Source organism: Microbispora sp. CA-102843, assembly GCF_050936215.1.
GTDB lineage: Bacteria > Actinomycetota > Actinomycetes > Streptosporangiales > Streptosporangiaceae > Microbispora.
On sequence record NZ_JBNJNF010000001.1, the window covers coordinates 8,372,265 to 8,390,078 of the forward strand.

Here is a 17,814-nt window from a genome sequence, read left to right on the forward strand (position 1 = left end):
AGCCGATACTTCGGCAGGCGGCTGATCGAGAACCTACGGGACGCGGGGGGCGGACGAGCTCACCGAACTCGCCGAGCTCGACCGGCCGTGAGGAGACGGCCTCAGCAGGCGGCCACCCCCTCGTTGTAGCCGTGGGCGAAGTACTGCTGGCGCTGTCGCGGGGTACCGTGGGCGTCCGGCGCCAACCACATGTCGGTGGGGTCGCCCGCCGCCTGGAGGTTGGCGAGCAGCTCCTCCTCGTCGCCCTGCTCCGCGCCCAGCACCCCCACCCGGATCAGGCCGCTCAGCGCGGCGCCCGCGTAGCAGTCGGCCTGAAGCTCCCGCTCCACGTTGAAGCGGAAGTCCTCGACGAGCTGGGCCTGCACGGCGTGCCCGAGTTCGTGCGGGATCACGACGTAGACCGCCCCGTCGCCCATCTGGTCGTACATCGCCTTCAGCCAGGTCTCGTCATAGGCGATGAAATGGCCGTACGGACAGTAGAAGGCGTTGTCGGGCGCGGCGGGCTGCCCGCCGCAGTCGGGGCCGTTGTTCCCCTGATAGGCGACGAAGCGGGTGATCGGGCGGTAGGTCGCGCCACTCTCCTGGAAGCGGCGTGACCAGAACCACTCGGTGAGGCACCGCGCCAGTTTGACGTCGCCGGGGAAGTCGTCGCCGGTGCCCTCGCACGGCGTTCCCCGGGAAGCCGCGTCCCCCGGCTGCGCCCGGTCGGGTCGGGAGCCGGTGAGCGTGCCGCAGGAGGCGACCAGGACCGCCAGGAGCAGGAGCGCGGCCAGCGTTCGGCGGGTCATTTCCATGTGACTACCCATTTGGGCGGCAAAGATTTGCACCGCCGCCGAACGCGAGAGCTCAGATGCTCCAGGTGTGGACGGGCTCGTTGGTGTGCATGTGCTGCAGATAGCGGAGGGTCATGCGGCGCAGCGCCTCGTGGTCCCCGCCGAACGCGCGGGCCGCCCTGACCTGCCAGTCCGCCCCCGTACGGCCGGTCACGCAACGCCGCTCGATGATGCCGAGCAGCCGGTCGCGCTGGACCGGGTCGACCTCCCACAGGTCGAGCCCGTGGTAGGCCATGGGCAGCAGCCTGCGCAGGATCAGCTCGGCGGCGGGCACCTCCCCCAGGCCCGGCCAGTAGAGGCGGGCCTCGAGGCCGTGCCGCGCGGCGTTGCGGAGGTTGTCCTCGGCGGCGGCGAAGGACATGCGCGACCACACGGGCCGCTCGGCCGCGGGGAGCACGCGCATGAGCCCGTAGTAGAACGCGGCGTTGGCGGCGATGTCGGCCACCGTCGGCCCGGAGGGCAGCACGCGGTTCTCCACCCGCAGGTGGGGGACGCCGTCCGAGACGTCGTAGACCGGCCGGTTCCACCGGTAGACGGTGCCGTTGTGCAACCGGAGTTCGTGCAGCTCGGGCACTCCGCCGTCGTCGAGGATCCGCCTCGGGTCCTCCTCCTCGCACAGGGGCAGCAGCGCGGGGAAGTAGCGGACGTTCTCCTCGAACAAATCGAAGACCGACGTGATCCACCGCTCCCCGAACCAGACGCGCGGCCGTACGCCCTGGGCCTTCAGCTCCTCGGGCCGGGTGTCGGTGGCCTGCTCGAACAGGCTGATCCTGGTCTCGCGCCACAGCTCCTTGCCGAACAGGAACGGCGAGTTGGCCGCGAGCGCGACCTGGGGACCGGCGATGACCTGGGCCGCGTTCCAGTGGTCGGCGAACGTCTCGGGGCTGACCTGCAGGTGAAGCTGCACGCTCGTGCACGCCGCCTCGGGGGTGATGCTGTCGGCGTAGGTGTCGAGCCGGTCCACCCCCTCGATCATGAGGTGCAGGTCCTCGCCCCGGGCCGCGAAGATCTGCTCGTTCAGCAGCTTGTAGCGGGGGTTCGCCGACAGCGTTCCCTCGCTGACGTCGCTCTCGCGCAGCGTCGGCAGGATGCCGACCAGCATGAGCTGCCCGCCGACGCGCGCCGCCCGCTCCTGCGCCCGGTTGAGGCGCAGCCGTACGGACTCCTCCAGCAGGCGGCTGCCCTCGCCGGACAGCACCTGCGGCGGGATGTTGATCTCGACGTTGAACTGGCCCAGCTCCGTCGCCCAGTCGGGCTCCGCGATGGCGGCCAGGACCTCGGCGTTCTTCATCGCCGGCTCGCCCCGGGAGTCGACCAGGTTCAGCTCGATCTCCAGGCCCATCTGGGCCCGGTCGAACCCGAACCGCGACTCCCGCAGCATCTCGGCCAGGACGTCCAGCGACAGCTTCACCTTGTCCCGGTAACGACGGCGGTCCTCCCGGCTGAAGGAGACGGAGGGTACGTCACGGCCCATTCACTGAGCGTCGCACGTCGGGGGGCGATCGCACCAGACGGGTACGCACAGATGGGTTCAGACCAGACGTCTGGCGGTGGCCCAGCGCGACAGCTCGTGGCGGTTGGACAGCTGCAGCTTGCGCAGCACGCTCGACACGTGGGTCTCGACGGTCTTCACCGAGATGAACAGCTCCTTGGCGATCTCCTTGTAGGCGTAACCCCGGGCGATCAGCCGCAGCACCTCGCGCTCCCGCTGGGTGAGCGAGTCGAGCTCCGGATCGATGGGCGGGGCCTCCGTCGAGGCGAACGCGTCGAGCACGAACCCGGCCAGCCGCGGCGAGAACACCGCGTCGCCCTCGGACACCCGGATGATCGCGTCGGTCAGCTCCGCGCCGCTGATCGTCTTGGTCACGTAGCCCCGGGCGCCACCCCGGATGACCCCGATCACGTCCTCGGCCGCGTCCGACACCGACAGCGCGAGGAAGCGCACCTGGGAGCCCGAGCCGAGCACGCGCCTCAGCACCTCCTGGCCGCCGCCGCCCGGCATGTGCACGTCGAGCAGCACCACGTCGGGCTGCAGCTCGCCGATCGCCGTCACCGCCGACTCCACGTCCTCAGCCTCGCCGAGCACCTGGATCGACGGCCCCAGCTCGGCCCGTACGCCGGACCGGAACAGCCGGTGGTCGTCGACGATCAACACGCGTACGGTCTTCATGGCTCCCTCTTCATGGTCAGCATGACCTCGGTTCCGTCGCCCGGCTCGGTCCTGACCCGGGCGCTTCCCCCGTTGCGCTCCATCCTGCCGATGATCGACTGGCGGATGCCCATCCGGTCCCCGGGAACGTCGTCGAGCACGAAGCCCTTGCCCCGGTCCCGGACGAACACCGTCACCTCGTCGGGCTCGACCTCGGCGTAGACGGAGACGGCCGGAGCCCCACTGTATTTGCACGCGTTGACCATCGCCTGCCGGGCGGCCTGCAGCAGGGCCACCAGGCCCTCGTTCAGCTCGCAGTCGCCCACGCAGACCACCTCGATCTGCACGCCGTGGGCGTCCTCCTCCTCGGCCGCGACCCGCCGTACGGCCGCGGCGAGGGTGGCGTCGGCGTCCTGCTTGGGCTGGTAGAGCCAGTTGCGCAGCTCCCGCTCCTGCGACCGGGCGAGCCGGGCGACCTCCCGCGCGTCGTGGGCGTTGCGCTGGATGAGGGTCAGCGTGTGCAGCACCGAGTCGTGGACGTGGGCGGCCACCTCGGCCCGCTCCTCCTGCCTGATGCGCTCGGTGCGCTCCCGCTGGAGCTCCTTCACGAGCGAGGCCAGCCAGGGCGCGGCGATCATCAGCATGCCGCCGACGACGACGGCGGTGAACACGAGCCCGGTCCTGGCCTTGGCCAGCTCGCCGCTCGCGGCCAGGAAGCCGATCGCACCCACGGCGACGAGCAGCGCCCCGATGCCGGTGCGCACCCAGGTCGCGCTGACCTGCTTGACCGCGCCGGACATCCACCGCTGCCGCCGTCCCGGGTCGGCCTGCTGCCACAGGATCAGCGCGCCGATGCCGCAGACCGCGATCGGCCACGTGCCGAACCCGCCGCTGGAGGCGCCCGTCATCCACGCGAAGGCCGCCAGCGCCAGCCACAGCACGCCGTACGCCGCGAGCTGGCCCCACTCGCGAGCCGGCTGGCGGCCCTTCACCTCCTCCTTGGGGGTGAACATCCACAGCGCGGCGTACGCCACGACGCCCAGCCCGTCGACGACGGTGAGCAGCACGAACGCGAGGCGCAGAACGACGGGGTCGAGCCGCAGCTGGGCGGCGGCACCCTGCGCGACGCCCGCGACCACCCGGCCCGAGGCGGGCCGGACCATCCGTGGGTACGCCGCAGGGGCGTTAGGCATCTCAGACATCTCGGGAAGCATCGTCACACGTCATAGAGCATGAGCGCATCAGGGCATGCCCTGACGCCGCCCCTGAGGGGTCGGGGACGAGTCAGGGGTTCCCCCGATGGCAGGGATACGGCGGGCGAGGCCAGGATGGGACCATGACCGAGGCACCACCGACCCCCGCTCCCGACCCCGCCGGCACGCCCGAGCCCGAGAAGGTGCTGAGCCGCTCCCGGGACGGGCGCATGATCACGGGCGTCTGCGCGGGCCTCGGCAGGTTCACGGGCATGGACCCCGTGCTCTTCCGCGTCGGATTCGCGGTGCTGGTCCTCGCCTCCGGCATCGGCGTCATGCTGTACGTCGCGGCGTTCCTGCTGATGCGCCAGCCTGGCGGCGGCCCCGGCCACCTGGAGCAGTGGACCCGGCGGCTGTTCGACGCCGAGACCGTGCTCGCGCTACTGGCCGCGGTCTTCGCGTTCGGCCTGATCATCAACGTCGCCTCCGGGGGGATCAACCGCGGCACGATCGTGGTCGGCACGCTGCTGGCCATCGTGCTGATGGCCGCCCACGCGCGCGGCGTCGACCTGCTGACGATGGCCAAGTCGATGCCCGAGCGGGCGACCGGACGGCGCGGCATGACCCGGGCCACCCCCAACTTCGCGCCGTTCGCGCCCTTCACCCAGCCTTCCGCGCGGGAGCCGTACGGGGCGACGACCGGCGCCCCCGGGGCGGGAGCGCCGATGGCGGAGACACCGCTGCGCGAGACACCGGCGCCGCAGGAGTCCGCCGCGCAGGCGCCCGCGACGGACACCGCGGACCCCGGCCCGGCCACCCCCGCCGCGACCGCGGACAGAGCCGCGGACGACACCGCGATCCACGACACGATCATCCAGCACCCGGTGGCGAAGGACACACCCCCGAAGGACACGGCCGTGGACGACACGCTCGTCCAAGAGGCCGTCGCCGGGGACCCGGCGGAACCGGCGGGGCGGGCCGAAGGCGACCCGCCGACCCGGCCCTTCGAATCCGTGGCCCGTCTGGCCGCGGAGCCCGCCCCGGGCCCGCACACCCCGGACCCGCACACCCCAGACCCGAACGCACTGGACCCGAACGCACTGGACCCGCACACACCGGGACCGGACGTCTACGGGGCGCCGGCCGGCTGGGCCCCCGGAGCGCCGGGGCCCTCCGTCTCCGCCCCTCCGGCGAACGACGGCTACCGGCGGCTGTCCGACCTGGCCCGTGAGGCGCGAGCGGGCGCGTACGGCCACGGCGGCGCCCAGGACCACCGGCACGGCATGCGGGGACACGGAGCCGGAGGGCACGGATACGGATCCGGAGAGCCCTTCGCCCCCCACGGCCCCTACACGGCGCGGGAGCCCTACCAGCCCTACGGCTCGCCCTACTACGCGCCGAGCCCCTACGCCCCGCCCACGCCGCCGCCCCCGCGGCCCGTGAAGCCCAAGCGCCCCAAGTCGTTCGTCGGCGGCCTCACCATCTGCCTCGCCCTGATCGTTGGAGGGATCATGGTCACCATGCAGCGGACCGGCTCCGGCTCGGTCGGCCTGCCGGTCGTCGGCGGGGCGGTCCTCGTCACGATCGGAGCGGGCCTGCTGGTCGCGGCCTGGTTCGGCCGGGGCGCGGCACTGGTCGCCGCCGGGACGATCGTGGCCCTCGTGCTGGTGGGAAGCTCGACGGTGAACGGCATCCCCCGCAAGGTCGGCAGCTTCGTCTGGCACCCCGTCGGCACCGTCCAGTCACCCGGCACCTACGAACTGGGAATCGGCGAGGGCAAGCTCGACCTGAGCGACGTGACGCTCAAGCCGGGCGGCCGGGTCAGGTTCGACGCCTCGGTGTCGATGGGACAGCTCACCGTGATCGTCCCGCCGACCGCCCGGGTGGAGGTGCACGGCTCCGCCAAGCTGGGCGAGGTGAAGATCGACCACAAGGTCGAGGACGGCGCGGACGTCAACTTCGAACGGGTCCTGGAGCCGGAGACGCCCGTCGAGGGCGACGCGCCGACGATCGAGCTGCACGTCAAGGCCGGTATCGGTGACGTGGAGGTGCGCCGTGCAGCCTGAGTCCCGACCCGAGCGCCCGCGCCGGGTGCACCGTACGGACTGGATGTCCCTGCTGTGCGGCCTGCTGTTCATCGGCATGGGCATCCGCTACCTGACCGGGCCCGATCCCGACGCCGTCATCATGGCGCCCGTCCTCGTCGGAGGTCTGGGCTTCGCGGCCTTCGTCGCCATCCTCGCCAAGGCCATCCGCCGCTGATCCGCTGATCCGCTTCCGGCCGGTGCCGCGTCCGCGCGGTGCCGGCCTTTCGTCTTCTCGCGGCTTTTCTGAGTTTTTTGGGCCGAACTGCCGCCAGGGGAATACTCAGTATGCATACTGAGTATTCATGTCGGTACGACACGGCCTGCTCGCCCTGCTCAGCCGGGGCCCGCGCTACGGCTACCAGCTCAGGGCCGAGTTCGAAGCGTCCACGGCGACGACCTGGCCACTGAACATCGGGCAGGTCTACACGACGCTGTCCCGCCTCGAACGCGATGGCCTGGTGTCCCGCGAGGACCAGGGCGACCAGGACGAGCAGGGCCGGGTCCGCTACGCCATCACCCCCGAAGGCCACGACGAGCTCGACCGGTGGTTCGCCAAACCCGTCTCGCGGGCCGACCGGCCCCGCGACGAGCTCGTCATCAAGCTCGCGATGGCGGTCACCACGCCCGGCGTGGACGTGGCGGCGGTCATCCGGGCCCAGCGGTCCGCGACGATGCGGGGCCTGCAGGAGCTCACCCGTGCCATGCGGAGCCTCGACGCGTCCGCCGAGGCCGCACAGCGCCTGGTCATCGAATCGATGATCTTCCATGCCGAGGCCGAGCAGCGCTGGCTCGACCACTGCGAGGCCGTCCTCGCCCGTCCCTCCGAGGAGAATCCGTGACCGAGAACCGACCTCCGGACCGGTTACCCGCGCCGGACGGCGAACCGGTCGTCCGCATGACCGGCGTCGTACGCGTCCACGGCGAGGGGACCGGGGCCGTCCACGCGCTGCGGGGCGTCAGCCTGGACGTCCACGCCGGGGAGCTGGTCGCGGTCATGGGCCCCTCCGGGTCCGGCAAGTCCACCCTGCTCAACCTCGCCGGCGGGCTCGACCGCCCGACGGAGGGATCGGTGACGCTCGAAGGCCGCGAGCTGCGGGATCTGTCACCGAAGCAACTGGCGGAGTTGCGCCGCAGAAGCGCCGGCTACGTCTTCCAGGACCTCAACCTCATCCCGTCGCTGACCGTCGCAGAGAACGTCGCGCTGCCGCGCGAGCTGGACGGCGTCCGTACGGCGAAGGCCAGGCGAGAGGCCCTGACGGTGCTGGAGGAGGTCGGGCTCGCCGACCTGGGCGACCGGTTCCCCGACGACCTGTCGGGCGGCCAGCGCCAGCGGGCCGCCATCGCCCGCGCGCTGGTCGGCGAACGGCGGCTGCTCCTGGCCGACGAGCCGACCGGCGCCCTCGACACCCGGGCGGGCGACGAGATCATCCAAGTGCTCCGGCAGCGGGCCGACGCCGGGGCCGCCGTGCTGCTGGTCACGCACGAGCCGCGCTACGCCGCTTGGGCCGACCGCGTCGTCTTCCTCAAGGACGGGCGGATCGCCGACTCCGCCGACCGGATGGAGACCGCCCGATGAAGGGTGTCAGGGCCGCGTTGCGGATCTCCCGCCGCAACGCCCGGCGGTCGAAGTGGCGCAGCGCGCTGATCCTCGCGATGATCGGGCTTCCGGTCGCCCTCGCCTCCTTCGTGCTGAGCGCCGTCTTCGGCCCGGGATCGATGCCCGACCGTCAGCACTACCCGCTCGGGCAGGCCGACGCGCTGCTGACCGGCGCCCACGAGTGGACGGGGCTCACGCAGGACGCGTGGGGGAACGACATCCGCTGGCAGCCCGAACGTGATCGGACGCCGTTCACCCCGGCCGAGATCACGGCGCTTCTCGGTCCCGGCAACCGGATCGTCCCCTTCGCCCAGGCGGATTTCCGCTACCTGACCCCGCAGGGGTACGACTTCGGACGGATTCGTCAGGTCGATCTGAACGATCCGATGTCCCGGGGCACGTTCCGGCTGATCGAGGGCAGGCTTCCCACCGCCCCCGGCGAGGCGGTCGTGTCCGCCGACCGACTGTCCCCGGATGCTGCACCGGGAGTCACGCTCTTCGTCGGCGAGGAACGCCGGCCGCTCCTGGTCGTCGGCGTCGTCCTGTTCGACCTGGCGGGGTTCCCGCCCGCACTCGCGGCCTTTCCCGGCAGCCTGCCCGACACGGCCTTCGGGCCGGTCCATCCCGGGCTGATGTCGCGCGGCTGGCTCGTGGACTCTCCGCGTCCCGTGACGTGGGCGGACGTGCGACGGCTCAACGCACGCGGCCTCGTGGTCGTCAGCCACGCCGTAATCGACGGGGTGCGGCCGGATGAGCCGTCACCGCGCGGCCCCTCCCTCCCGCAGAGCGCGCCGTGGGTCGCGATCATGCTGCTTGAGGTGGTCCTGCTGGCCGGCCCGGCCTTCGCCATGGGGCGGTTGCGCAGGTCGCGCGAGTTCGCGCTCGTGTCCGTCCAGGGCGGCTCCGCCGCGCAGCTGCGGACGATCGCGCTCGCCGACGGCCTCCTGTCCGGCGTAACCGCCTCGGTGCCGGGCGCGGCGTTGGGCGTCGTGGCAGCTTGGCTCGCGCGACCGCTGCTGGAGCGGCGGGCCGGATACCTGCTCGGCCCGTTCGCCGCCCCCTGGGCGGCGGTCGCGACGGCCGCGGCGCTGGGCGTCCTCGCGGGTTTGCTGGCCGCCCTCGCCCCGGCCGTCTCGGCGAGCCGTACGGACCCCGTCGCCGTGCTGTCGGGCAGACGCGAGCGAGGCCGTGAGCACGCGGGCCGGCCGCTGCTCGGGATCCTGCTCGTCGTCGCGGGCACGGCGGCAACCGTCGTGAGCGCGGGTCACGAGCTCGGCTGGGTCGCGACCTCGGCCCTGGTCACCCAGCTCGGCCTGGTCGCCCTGACCCCGGCGCTCATCGCGGCCGTGGCCCGGCTCGCCGCCCGCCTCCCCCTGCCGCTCCGGTTCGCCGCCAGGGACGCCGTACGCAACAGGGGCCGTACGGCGCCCGCCATCGCCGCGGTGATGACCGCGGTCGTGGCGCTCACGGCGGTGGGCCTGACCTGGCAGAGCAAACTCGCGCAGAGGCCGGCGTACGCGCAGGACTACCCGCAGGCTCCCACCGGAGCGCTGTGGATCGCCGGACCGGACCTCACTCCCGGGCTCTGGGATCGCGTCCGCTCCGCCGTGCGCCAGGAACTCCCCGCCGGCGTGCCGCTGGTCGAGGCGAGGATACTCGCGACGAAATCCGGCGTCCCCGTGTACGCCTCCGTACCGGACGACGCCCCGAACTCCAGCAGGGTGGAGTGGCCGGACCCGAGCGAATCCGGGGGCCTGCTGGTCGGGAACGACGACCTGCTCCGCTATGCGCTGCGGCGCGAGGACCCCGGGGCGGTGGCTGCGCTCCACGAGGGCAAGGCCGTCGTGCTCAACCCGGCAGTGATCCGGCAGGGACAGGTGCGGATCGATCTGATGCCCGAGGCCGGGCCGGGCGACTCCTCGTCGCTCACGCTGCCCGCCGTCGGCGTGCGAGCCACCGGGCAGGGCTGGGCCCGCGCGGTCGTCGCGCCCGAGGTGGCCGCGAAGAACGGGTACGGCACCGCGACCGCCATGCTCGTGGTGGATCCCGCGGACTTCCGCGTCCCCAGGGCGACGGCGGACCGGATCGTCGAGAAGGTGGAGCGGATCACCGCGAAGGCGACCGTGCGACTCGAAGTGCCGGAGGCTCCCGACGACACGATGCTCCTGCTCGTGCTGGGCATCGCCGCGGCCGTGCTCGTGCTGGGGATGACGTTCGTCGCCACCATGCTGGCCGCCGCCGAGGCGCGTCCGGACCTGGAGACCATGTCGGCCGTGGGGGCGGCACCGCGGGTGAAGCGGGCGGTCGTCGCCGGGCAGGCTCTGGTGATCGCGCTGCTGGGCTCGGTCACGGGCGTGCTCGCCGGTCTGGCTCCGGGCATCGCCGCGGCCCGGTACCCCGATCCCCACCCGGCGGTGTTCCTGCGTCCCGATGGGGTGACGACGACCGTGCCGGCGGGCGGCACCCCCACGATCGCGATGCCCTGGGCGCTCGTCGGCCTGCTCGTCGTGGCGCTTCCCCTGCTGGCCGCGCTCGGCGGCGCCGCGTTCACGCGGTCGCGCCTGCCGCTCCCCCGGCGGAGGGCGACCTGACGACGGCGGCCTGACGATGGCGGCTACGCGGTCGCGCCCGGCGCGAGGGCGGCCTCCACGGCGGACAGGCAGCGTTCGACGACGGGCCGGGGGGCGAAGGCGTAGGTGCCGTCACCGAACAGCTCGAACGTCATGAACCCGTCATAACCGCGCCGGGAGAAGGCGGCGAGGTAGTCGGCCAGCGGCAGCTCCCCGTCGCCCCACGCCAGGTGCCCGGCCGGGCGGCCGTCGATGAGGTGCACGTGGCGAACACGGTCGCCGAGCGCGTCGAAGTAGTCGTCCACGCTCTCCCCCGCGACCGCCATGCCAACGGTGTCCAGCACGGCGGCGAGGTTCGGCGCGCCGACCTCGTCCAGCATCCTGGCGAGCGCCCGCGAGTCGTTGAGGAGGTTCGACTCCACCCGCTGAAGCGGTTCGAGCACGCAGGTCACCCCGAAGCCATCGGCGTACCCGGCGATCTCGGCGATCGCGTCGGCGGACCTGCGCCACGCCGCCTCCACCGGCTCGTCCTCGTATCCCCGGCCCGGCGTGAGCAGGAGCAACTCGGCGCCGAGCTCCGCGCACAGCTCGGCCGCCCGGCGGAACATCGCGATGCTGGAGGCACGCAGCCGCGTGTCGGCCGAGGCGATGTTGACCGGGTACGCCACCTGCTCGGGCGTGAGACAACGCACCCGCAGGCCGCGTGAGGCGGCCCGGCGGCGTACGGCGCGGGCCTCGGCGTCGCTCACCTGCGGCACGTGGAAGTGGGGGGCGATCCCCCACAACTCCAGTTCCTCGCGGCCGAGGTCGGCGGCGTCGTCGAGGAACCGCTCGAACGGCAGGTGCTGGTAGGAGAAGTTCGATCCGGTGATCAGGGGCATGGGGCTCATTTTCCGACTCCGTCCGCGAGTCCTTTGACGATGTAACGCTGCCCGGCGAAGAACAGCAGCACGACCGGGAAGGCCGCGATCGCCATGCCGGCGAAGACGACGGGAAACTCGGTGCCGTGCTTGCTCATGAGGCTCATCAGGCCGACCGGAAGGGTCTGCACGCCCGCGCCGCTGGTGAAGACCATCGCGAACAGGTACTCGTTCCAGGCGAACAGGATGTGCAGCAGCACGGTCGAGGTGATGATCGGCTTGCACATGGGCAGGATGATCCGCCAGAAGGCGGTCCACCGGCCGCAGCCGTCCATCTCGGCCGCCTCGTCCACCTCGCGCGGCAGATCGAGCATGTACGCCCGGATGAGGAAGGTGGTGAACGGCACCCGGAAGGCCGTGTAGAGGATCAGCAGCGCCCAGAAGCTGTTGTAGAGGCCCATAGCCTGGAACATCTTCACCAGCGGCACGAGCGCCACGCTCGGGGCGAGCATCAGCCCGCCGAGGATGACCCCGGTGGTCAGCTTGGAGAACGGGATGTTCACCCGGGTGAGGCCGTACGCCGCCCAGGCGCTCACGAACACGGTCGCGATCGTCGAGGTCACGGTGACCAGCACGCTCGTGGTGAGGTAGTTGCTCACCCCGCGGTTCCATGCCTTCTGGTAGCTGTCGAAGCTCCAGTGCGAGGGCAGCGAGAAGGGGTTCCCGAAGATCTCGCCGTTGGTCTTGAAGCCGTTGAGCACCATCCACAGCAGCGGATAGACCACCACGGCCGCGAGGCAGAGCAGGAACGCCCACAGGAACATCCGGGCGACCACCCCCAGGAAGCCGATGCGACTCACCACGCCACCCTTCTCCTGCGCGCGACCCACAGTTGCGCGACGGCGATGCCGAGCGTGATCACGAAGATGACGGTCGCGATCGCGGCGGCGTAGCCGAAGTCGTTGCGGACGAAGCCGCTGCGGTAGAGCCAGGTCCCCAGCACCTGGGTCGAGTTGTCGGGCCCGCCGCTGGTCATCACCATGACCTCGTTGAACACCTGGAACGCCCCCGAGATCGTGATCATCGACATCACGCCGGTCATCTCTCGCACCAGGGGAACGGTCACGTGGAAGAAGCGGCGGACCGGGCCGGTGCCGTCGAGGGCCGCGGCCTGGTAGATCTCGCGGGGAATCCGCTGGATGGCGACGGCGAACAGCAGTGTGGAGTAGCCGAAGCCCTGCCACTGGCTCATCGCGATGATCGCCGGCATGGCCGTGCTCTCCTCGCCCAGCCACGAGTGGCCGAGGCCGCCGAGGCCGACCGCCTGCAGCAGGTGGTTGAGCAGGCCGAGGTCGGGCTCGTAGATGAAGTAGAAGAGCAGGCCGGCGACGGTCAGCGAGATCGCGGAGGGGATGAAGTAGATCGCCCGCAGGGCGCGCTGCCACCGCTCGCTGCGCACGCCTTCGATGAGCGCGGCCAGCACGAGCGCCCCGAACACCTGGAACACGATCGACACCACGGCGTACAGCACGTTGTTGCCGAGCGACCGCCAGAAGACCGGGTCCTCGACGAGCTTGGTGTAGTTGGCGAAGCCGACGTACTCCTGGCTGCCGCTGTAGATGTCCCACTTGAGCGTGCTGAACCCGAGGTTCTCCGCCAGCGGGAAGTAGACGAACACCCCGACCAGCACGAGGGCGGGAACGACCCACGCGAGCCCGAGCGCCCGTTTGCCGATGGTGCGCACCTGCTCTCCTCCGGCTACTTCGCGGACGCCGAGGCCTGGCGGACGCTTTCGAGCACCTGTTCCGGGGTCTTGCCACCGGTGATCAACGCCTCGCCGCCGGACAGCCACGCGTCGGCGACGTCGGGCACGGTGACGGTGTCGAGCCAGGCGGCCAGCTTCGGCGCCTTGTTGACCAGCCCGACGCCCTCGTAGACCGCCTTGCTGGAGGTCTCGGGCGTGACGGCTCCGATGACCGTGCTGGGCTGGCCGTACGGCGGGGACGACAGCGTCTTGGCGTTCTCCACGCTCGTGACGAACTTCATGAAGTCGACGGCGAGCGGGATGCGCGGCGAGGCGGCGTTGACCAGGTATCCCTCGGGTGCGCCCTCGACCACCGTGGCGTCGCCCTTCGCCCCCTGCGGCGCGGGCATCTGGAAGATGCCGAAGTCGTCCGTGGGGAGCTTGCCCTTGGCGGTCTCGTTGTCGAACTCCAGGATCTCCTGGTAGTACATGGCCGCCTTGCCGTCGGCGAACTTCTCCTGCGCCGAGCTGTACAGCACGCCGTTGGTGCCGCTCTTGGTGTCGGTGCAGGTGTCGACGAGGGTCTTGAACCGCGTCAGCGCGGTGACGTAGCCCGGGTCGGCCAGCTTCGCCGTCGCGGGCTTGAGGTCGGCCTGCAGCGTGTCCCACGGCACGTCGTAGGCGAACATCTGCTGCAGGTAGTGGAGGGCCGGCCAGCCGTCCTTGTTGCCGAACGCGATCGGCTCGTACCCGGCCTTGCGCAGCGGGCCGCAGGCGGCGATCAGGTCTTCGAACGTGGCGGGCACCTTCACCCCCGCCTTGGCGAACGCGGCCTTGTTGTAGCCCATGAACTTGCCGTTGCCGTACAGCGGGATCCCGTAGTACTTGCCGTCGTAGGCGAAGGCCGACAGCGCCCCCTCGCTGAAGGTCTTCCCCCACTCCGTGCCGGGCCCGACGACCTTGGTCAGGTCGGCCGCGCGGCCGCCGCGGACGAAGTTCTCCGCCCAGTTGCCAGTCCAGGTGAAGTAGACGTCCGGCAGGGCGTTCGACGCGGTCAGCGTCTTGGTCTTGTCCTTGATGCTCTGGTCGGTCTCCTGGATGAGCTGGACCTTCACCCCGGGGTGGAGCTTCTCGTACGCGGCGGCCAGGTTCTCGAAGTACGGCTCCAGGGGCTCCCCTGCGAACTTGGTGAGGATGCTCAGGGTGCCCGAGTAGTCGGGGGCGGCGGTCACGTCGGCCGCGGGAGCCTTGTCCGCCTGCCCGCCGCCGGTGCAACCGGCGAGGGCGAGCACCGACGTCCCGGCGAGTGCCGCGAACGTCGTCAATGCGCGAGGGCGCATGGGCTTCCTTTCTCTCTGGTCTCGCTGAGGCTGGTCCAACTGGGGGAGGGAGGACCGCCGGTGCCGGGGCACTGGGATGCCGGGAGGCACTGGGATCCGCCGGTACGACCCGCTTGGTGTGGGGTGACTGTACAGAGCATCTGATACCGGTACCAGCCCTAGTTTCAAGAATTTTTCCGGGCACTTCGCTTCCAGGACCGCAGACGGAAAGAAGCAGCAGGTAGAACCCGTCAGCGCACGGGAAACACGGGGGCGGTGTTGACGCCGTACGTTCACCTGTGCCAGCGTGACCCCCGCGTGATACCGGTATCAGGCAGCAGGGGCGCCGCCGGTCCGCAGGTGATCCCGAAAGGACGCGACAATGCTCGGATTCAACGAGCCGGAATTCCTCTCCCAGCTGGCGAGCGCGGTGGCGCTGCGCCCGCGGATCGAGGAACTGGTCGATCGGCTCGTGGACGGGGGATTCGACAACCTCTACCTCGTCGGCGCCGGCGGCACCTACGCCCAGATGTGGCCGTACGAGCGCCTGGCTCGCCAGCGGTCCACCCTCGACGTGCGCGCGGTGATCGCGGCCGAGCTGATCGCCGCGGACGAGAAGGCGCTCGGCGAGCGCTCGGTGGCGATCTTCACCTCGGTCTCCGGCACCACCGACGACGTCGTCCGGGCCATCGAGTTCTGCAAGTCGAAGGGCGCCTACACCGTCGGCTTCACCGGCTACCCCGACTCGCCGATCGCCCAGAACGTCGACCTCGTGCTGCTGACCGAGCCCAAGACGTGGCCGTTCGACATGCAGATGCTGCTCTTCATGGGCCGGCTGCTGTCGCGTCGGGGCGAGTTCGACGGCTACGAGAAGTTCGCCGCCGAGTTCGACGACATCCCGCGGATCCTCCTGGAGGTCTCCAAGCAGGCCGAGCCGGTCGCCGAGGCCTTCGCCGACGCCCACAGGGACAGCGACTACTACTTCCTCATCGGCGGCGGGAACCTGTGGGGGTTCACCTACCTCTACTCCATGTGCATCCTCGAGGAGATGCAGTGGCTGCGCACCACGCGGGTGCACAGCGCCGAGTTCTTCCACGGCTCGCTCGAACTGGTGGAGGAGAACACCAGTGTGATCGTCTTCCAGGGCGAGGACGAGGCGAGGGCGCTCACCGACCGCGCCGAGGCCTTCGCCAAGCGGATCTCCAAGGACGTCACGGTCTTCGACACCAAGGACTACCCGCTCGACGGCATCAGCCCGGAGTTCCGCGGCCTGCTCGCGCCGCTCGTCCTCGACACCGTCATGAGCCGCGTCAGCAAGCACCTGGAGCGGGTGCGCGACCACTCTCTCGACCTGCGCCGCTACTACCGCGTCATGGACTACTGATCCCGCCGTCCCCCCCTTCCGGGCCCTCGCGCGTGCCGGCGCGGGGGCCCGTCCACAGGAGAGTCCTTTGAGAGTCCTCGGCTTCGGCGACAACATCGTCGACCAGTTCGTCGACCGCGGCGTGGAGTACCCCGGCGGCAACAGCGTGAACGTGGCCGTCTACGCCCGCCGTCTCGGCCTGGAGGCGGCCTACCTGGGCGTCTTCGGCGACGACGACCTCGGCGACTTCCTGCGCGCCTCGATCGCCGCCCAGGGGGTCGCGATCGACCACTGCGTCGTGCGGACCGGTGAGAGCGGCGTCTCCACACTGCGCGTGGACGACGGCGACCGCGTCTTCCTCGGCTGGAACGGCGGCGGCGTCACGCTGCGGGAACCGCTCGTCCTCGGCGACGACCTGCTGCGGTACGCGGCCTCCTTCGACCTGGTGCACTCCAGCGTGTACTCCCGCAGCGAGAGCGAGCTGCCCAAGCTGGCCGGGCTCGGCCCGCTGGTGAGCTTCGACCTGTCCAGCGAGGACGAGTTCCGCGCCCCCGACTACCTCGACCGGATCTGCCCGCACGCCGACCTGGTGCTGCTGTCGTGCTCGCACCTCGACGAGGCCGCCACGCGTGCGCTGCTGGCCGACGCCGTACGGCACGGCGCGCGGCTCGCGCTGGCCACGCGCGGCGTGGAGGGAGCCATCGCGCACGACGGCAGGGTCACGGTCGCGACCGCCGCACGCCGGGTGGAGGACCCCGCCCTGATGGTCGACACGATGGGCTGCGGCGACGCCTTCCTCGCCGGGTTCGCCGTCTCGCTGCTGCACAGCGGCTGGACCACCGGCACGTCCCCGGACCGCGACGCCGTCGAGCGCGCGCTCCACGACGGCGCGCGGTCGGCCTACGAGCAATGCCTGGTGGAGGGCGCGTTCGGCCACGGACGGCCCGTTCTAACTAAGCTTTTGTAGAACCGAGAGGGAGGAACGCGATCCATGCCAGCTGAGCGGAGCCAGGCCGCCGGGCGGCCGACGATCTCCGAGGTGGCGGCCGAGGCGGGCGTCGGGCGGGCGACCGCCGCCCGCACGCTCGGCGGGTATGGACACGTCAGCCCGGAGCTGCGCCAACGCGTGCTCGCGGCGGCCGAGAAGCTCGGCTACCGCGCCAACGCCCTTGCCCGCAGCATGTCGACCGGCGTGAGCCACACCATCGGGGTGATCGTCGCCGACATCGGCAACCCCTTCTTCGCCGGGCTGGTCCGCGGCGTCTGCGACGCGTCCCGGGCCCGCGGCTTCGACACGATCGTGCTGAGCACCTACGAGGACCTCGACGAGGAGGTCGCCGCCACCAACGTGCTGATCGACAAGCGCGTCGACGGCATGATCATCGCGTCCGCCGCGGTCAGCGGCCGGGAGGTCGGCCACGTCAAGGAGGCGCTGAAGCGCGGCGTCCCCGTCGTCCTGGTCGACCGGGCCATCCCGGCGCTCGACCTCGACGCGGTCGTCATCGACAACCGCGACGCGGCGCGTGAGGCGGTCGAGCGGCTGATCGCGGCCGGGCACCGGCGGATCGGCTTCGTGTGGGGCCCGCCCATGGGACAGCCGCCGGCGACCCGCCGCGAGCTGCTGGCGGCGGCGTCGCGCAACCTGTGGACCGACGGCGAGCGCCTGCGGGGCTACCTCGACGCACTCGACGACGCGCGGATTCCCTTCGACCCCGAACTGGTGATGGTCGAGCGAAAGGTCGAGGAGCGGGTGACCCAGGAGGTCGCGCGCATGCTCGCCCTGCCCGACCGCATCACCGCGCTGTTCTGCACGGAGACCGAGGCCGTGACGGGGGCCCTGCGCGCCCTGCGGGCCGCCGGGCTCTCCTATCCGCGCGACGTCGCGCTCATCGGGTTCGACGACAGCGCCTGGGCGGCGGTCATGGATCCGCCGCTGACAATGATCGAGCAGCCGGTGCACGAGCTCGGCGCGAAGGCGGCCGAGGTGCTCCTCGACATCGTGCGGGGGACCGAGCCCGGCCGGGAGACGCACACGCTCCGCTCCCGCCTCATCGTGCGGTCGTCGGTCGGCCCCCCGCCAGGCGCCTGACGTGCTCGAG

At 71.3% G+C, this 17,814-nt stretch carries 16 protein-coding genes; 8 read left to right on the forward strand and 8 right to left on the reverse strand.

The features are described 5' to 3' along the window. Positions 1-101: 101 nt before the first annotated feature. Genes ACQEVJ_RS38580 through ACQEVJ_RS38595 form a run of 4 tightly spaced genes read right to left on the reverse strand, consistent with a single transcriptional unit; the run spans position 102 to position 4,175 of the window. Positions 102-788, reverse strand: coding sequence for a neutral zinc metallopeptidase (locus tag ACQEVJ_RS38580; RefSeq protein WP_433109638.1), 687 nt, complete (start codon positions 786-788; stop codon positions 102-104). Between the two features lie 58 nt (positions 789-846). Continuing rightward, entirely contained in the window at positions 847-2,307 is a 1,461-nt protein-coding gene (locus tag ACQEVJ_RS38585) for a glutamate-cysteine ligase family protein (RefSeq protein ID WP_433109639.1), read from the reverse strand. A 57-nt stretch (positions 2,308-2,364) separates the two neighbouring features. Next, complete coding sequence (locus tag ACQEVJ_RS38590) at positions 2,365-3,003, reverse strand: response regulator (RefSeq protein WP_433109640.1); 639 nt, start codon at positions 3,001-3,003, stop codon at positions 2,365-2,367. Then, positions 3,000-4,175 carry an ATP-binding protein gene (locus ACQEVJ_RS38595; protein ID WP_433113206.1) on the reverse strand — a complete coding sequence of 392 codons (1,176 nt, stop codon included), beginning with the start codon at positions 4,173-4,175 and terminating at the stop codon, positions 3,000-3,002. Before ACQEVJ_RS38595 ends, ACQEVJ_RS38590 begins: the two co-directional genes overlap by 4 nt. Positions 4,176-4,318: 143 nt before the next feature. On the opposite strand from ACQEVJ_RS38595, the gene ACQEVJ_RS38600 reads away from it, so the two are divergent. The 5 genes from ACQEVJ_RS38600 (at position 4,319) to ACQEVJ_RS38620 (ending at position 10,450) form a co-directional block, all read left to right on the forward strand. Continuing rightward, complete coding sequence (locus tag ACQEVJ_RS38600; RefSeq protein ID WP_433109641.1) at positions 4,319-6,241, forward strand: PspC domain-containing protein; 1,923 nt, start codon at positions 4,319-4,321, stop codon at positions 6,239-6,241. After that, positions 6,231-6,437 (forward strand): hypothetical protein, encoded by a 207-nt coding sequence (locus tag ACQEVJ_RS38605; RefSeq protein ID WP_433109642.1) that lies wholly within the window; start codon positions 6,231-6,233, stop codon positions 6,435-6,437. The genes ACQEVJ_RS38600 and ACQEVJ_RS38605 overlap by 11 nt, the downstream gene beginning before the upstream one ends. Positions 6,438-6,564: 127 nt before the next feature. Continuing rightward, positions 6,565-7,101 (forward strand): PadR family transcriptional regulator, encoded by a 537-nt coding sequence (locus tag ACQEVJ_RS38610; RefSeq protein WP_433109643.1) that lies wholly within the window; start codon positions 6,565-6,567, stop codon positions 7,099-7,101. Positions 7,102-7,157: 56 nt separating this feature from the next. Further along, positions 7,158-7,838: an ABC transporter ATP-binding protein gene (locus tag ACQEVJ_RS38615; protein ID WP_433113209.1), complete on the forward strand. Its 681-nt coding sequence runs from the start codon at positions 7,158-7,160 to the stop codon at positions 7,836-7,838. Then, complete coding sequence (locus ACQEVJ_RS38620; RefSeq protein WP_433109644.1) at positions 7,835-10,450, forward strand: FtsX-like permease family protein; 2,616 nt, start codon at positions 7,835-7,837, stop codon at positions 10,448-10,450. Before ACQEVJ_RS38615 ends, ACQEVJ_RS38620 begins: the two co-directional genes overlap by 4 nt. Before the next feature lie 23 nt (positions 10,451-10,473). On the opposite strand, the gene ACQEVJ_RS38625 is transcribed toward ACQEVJ_RS38620, so the two are convergent. From ACQEVJ_RS38625 to ACQEVJ_RS38640, 4 genes are read right to left on the reverse strand one after another with little or no spacing between them, the layout of a single operon-like run. Continuing rightward, positions 10,474-11,319: a TIM barrel protein gene (locus tag ACQEVJ_RS38625; RefSeq protein ID WP_433109645.1), complete on the reverse strand. Its 846-nt coding sequence runs from the start codon at positions 11,317-11,319 to the stop codon at positions 10,474-10,476. Then, on the reverse strand, positions 11,316-12,149 hold the full coding sequence (locus ACQEVJ_RS38630) for a carbohydrate ABC transporter permease (RefSeq protein WP_433109646.1): 834 nt from the start codon (positions 12,147-12,149) through the stop codon (positions 11,316-11,318). Before ACQEVJ_RS38630 ends, ACQEVJ_RS38625 begins: the two co-directional genes overlap by 4 nt. Next, positions 12,146-13,033, reverse strand: coding sequence for a carbohydrate ABC transporter permease (locus tag ACQEVJ_RS38635; protein WP_433109647.1), 888 nt, complete (start codon positions 13,031-13,033; stop codon positions 12,146-12,148). The genes ACQEVJ_RS38630 and ACQEVJ_RS38635 overlap by 4 nt, the downstream gene beginning before the upstream one ends. Positions 13,034-13,047: 14 nt before the next feature. Next, positions 13,048-14,373 carry an ABC transporter substrate-binding protein gene (locus tag ACQEVJ_RS38640; protein ID WP_433109648.1) on the reverse strand — a complete coding sequence of 442 codons (1,326 nt, stop codon included), beginning with the start codon at positions 14,371-14,373 and terminating at the stop codon, positions 13,048-13,050. Positions 14,374-14,734: 361 nt separating this feature from the next. Between ACQEVJ_RS38640 and ACQEVJ_RS38645 the strand changes: the two genes are divergently transcribed. The 3 genes from ACQEVJ_RS38645 to ACQEVJ_RS38655 all read left to right on the forward strand — a co-directional run bounded on the left by ACQEVJ_RS38645 (position 14,735) and on the right by ACQEVJ_RS38655 (position 17,804). After that, the gene (locus ACQEVJ_RS38645) at positions 14,735-15,736 is read left to right on the forward strand and encodes an SIS domain-containing protein (protein ID WP_433109649.1); all 1,002 of its coding nucleotides are present in this window, start codon (positions 14,735-14,737) and stop codon (positions 15,734-15,736) included. Positions 15,737-15,803: 67 nt separating this feature from the next. Beyond that, positions 15,804-16,682 (forward strand): PfkB family carbohydrate kinase, encoded by an 879-nt coding sequence (locus tag ACQEVJ_RS38650; protein ID WP_433109650.1) that lies wholly within the window; start codon positions 15,804-15,806, stop codon positions 16,680-16,682. Between the two features lie 24 nt (positions 16,683-16,706). Further along, the gene (locus tag ACQEVJ_RS38655; RefSeq protein WP_433109651.1) at positions 16,707-17,804 is read left to right on the forward strand and encodes a LacI family DNA-binding transcriptional regulator; all 1,098 of its coding nucleotides are present in this window, start codon (positions 16,707-16,709) and stop codon (positions 17,802-17,804) included. The last annotated feature ends 10 nt before the right edge of the window (positions 17,805-17,814 follow it).

Excerpts from the sequence above, each read along its gene's own strand:
- ACQEVJ_RS38580 (WP_433109638.1), bottom strand. The coding sequence starts at position 788 with ATGACCCGCCGAACGCTGGCCGCGCTCCTGCTCCTGGCGGTCCTGGTC.
- ACQEVJ_RS38585 (WP_433109639.1), bottom strand. The coding sequence starts at position 2,307 with ATGGGCCGTGACGTACCCTCCGTCTCCTTCAGCCGGGAGGACCGCCGT.
- ACQEVJ_RS38590 (WP_433109640.1), bottom strand. The coding sequence starts at position 3,003 with ATGAAGACCGTACGCGTGTTGATCGTCGACGACCACCGGCTGTTCCGG.
- ACQEVJ_RS38595 (WP_433113206.1), bottom strand. The coding sequence starts at position 4,175 with ATGCCTAACGCCCCTGCGGCGTACCCACGGATGGTCCGGCCCGCCTCG.
- ACQEVJ_RS38600 (WP_433109641.1), top strand. The coding sequence starts at position 4,319 with ATGACCGAGGCACCACCGACCCCCGCTCCCGACCCCGCCGGCACGCCC.
- ACQEVJ_RS38610 (WP_433109643.1), top strand. The coding sequence starts at position 6,565 with ATGTCGGTACGACACGGCCTGCTCGCCCTGCTCAGCCGGGGCCCGCGC.
- ACQEVJ_RS38615 (WP_433113209.1), top strand. The coding sequence starts at position 7,158 with ATGACCGGCGTCGTACGCGTCCACGGCGAGGGGACCGGGGCCGTCCAC.
- ACQEVJ_RS38620 (WP_433109644.1), top strand. The coding sequence starts at position 7,835 with ATGAAGGGTGTCAGGGCCGCGTTGCGGATCTCCCGCCGCAACGCCCGG.
- ACQEVJ_RS38625 (WP_433109645.1), bottom strand. The coding sequence starts at position 11,319 with ATGAGCCCCATGCCCCTGATCACCGGATCGAACTTCTCCTACCAGCAC.
- ACQEVJ_RS38640 (WP_433109648.1), bottom strand. The coding sequence starts at position 14,373 with ATGCGCCCTCGCGCATTGACGACGTTCGCGGCACTCGCCGGGACGTCG.
- ACQEVJ_RS38645 (WP_433109649.1), top strand. The coding sequence starts at position 14,735 with ATGCTCGGATTCAACGAGCCGGAATTCCTCTCCCAGCTGGCGAGCGCG.
- ACQEVJ_RS38655 (WP_433109651.1), top strand. The coding sequence starts at position 16,707 with ATGCCAGCTGAGCGGAGCCAGGCCGCCGGGCGGCCGACGATCTCCGAG.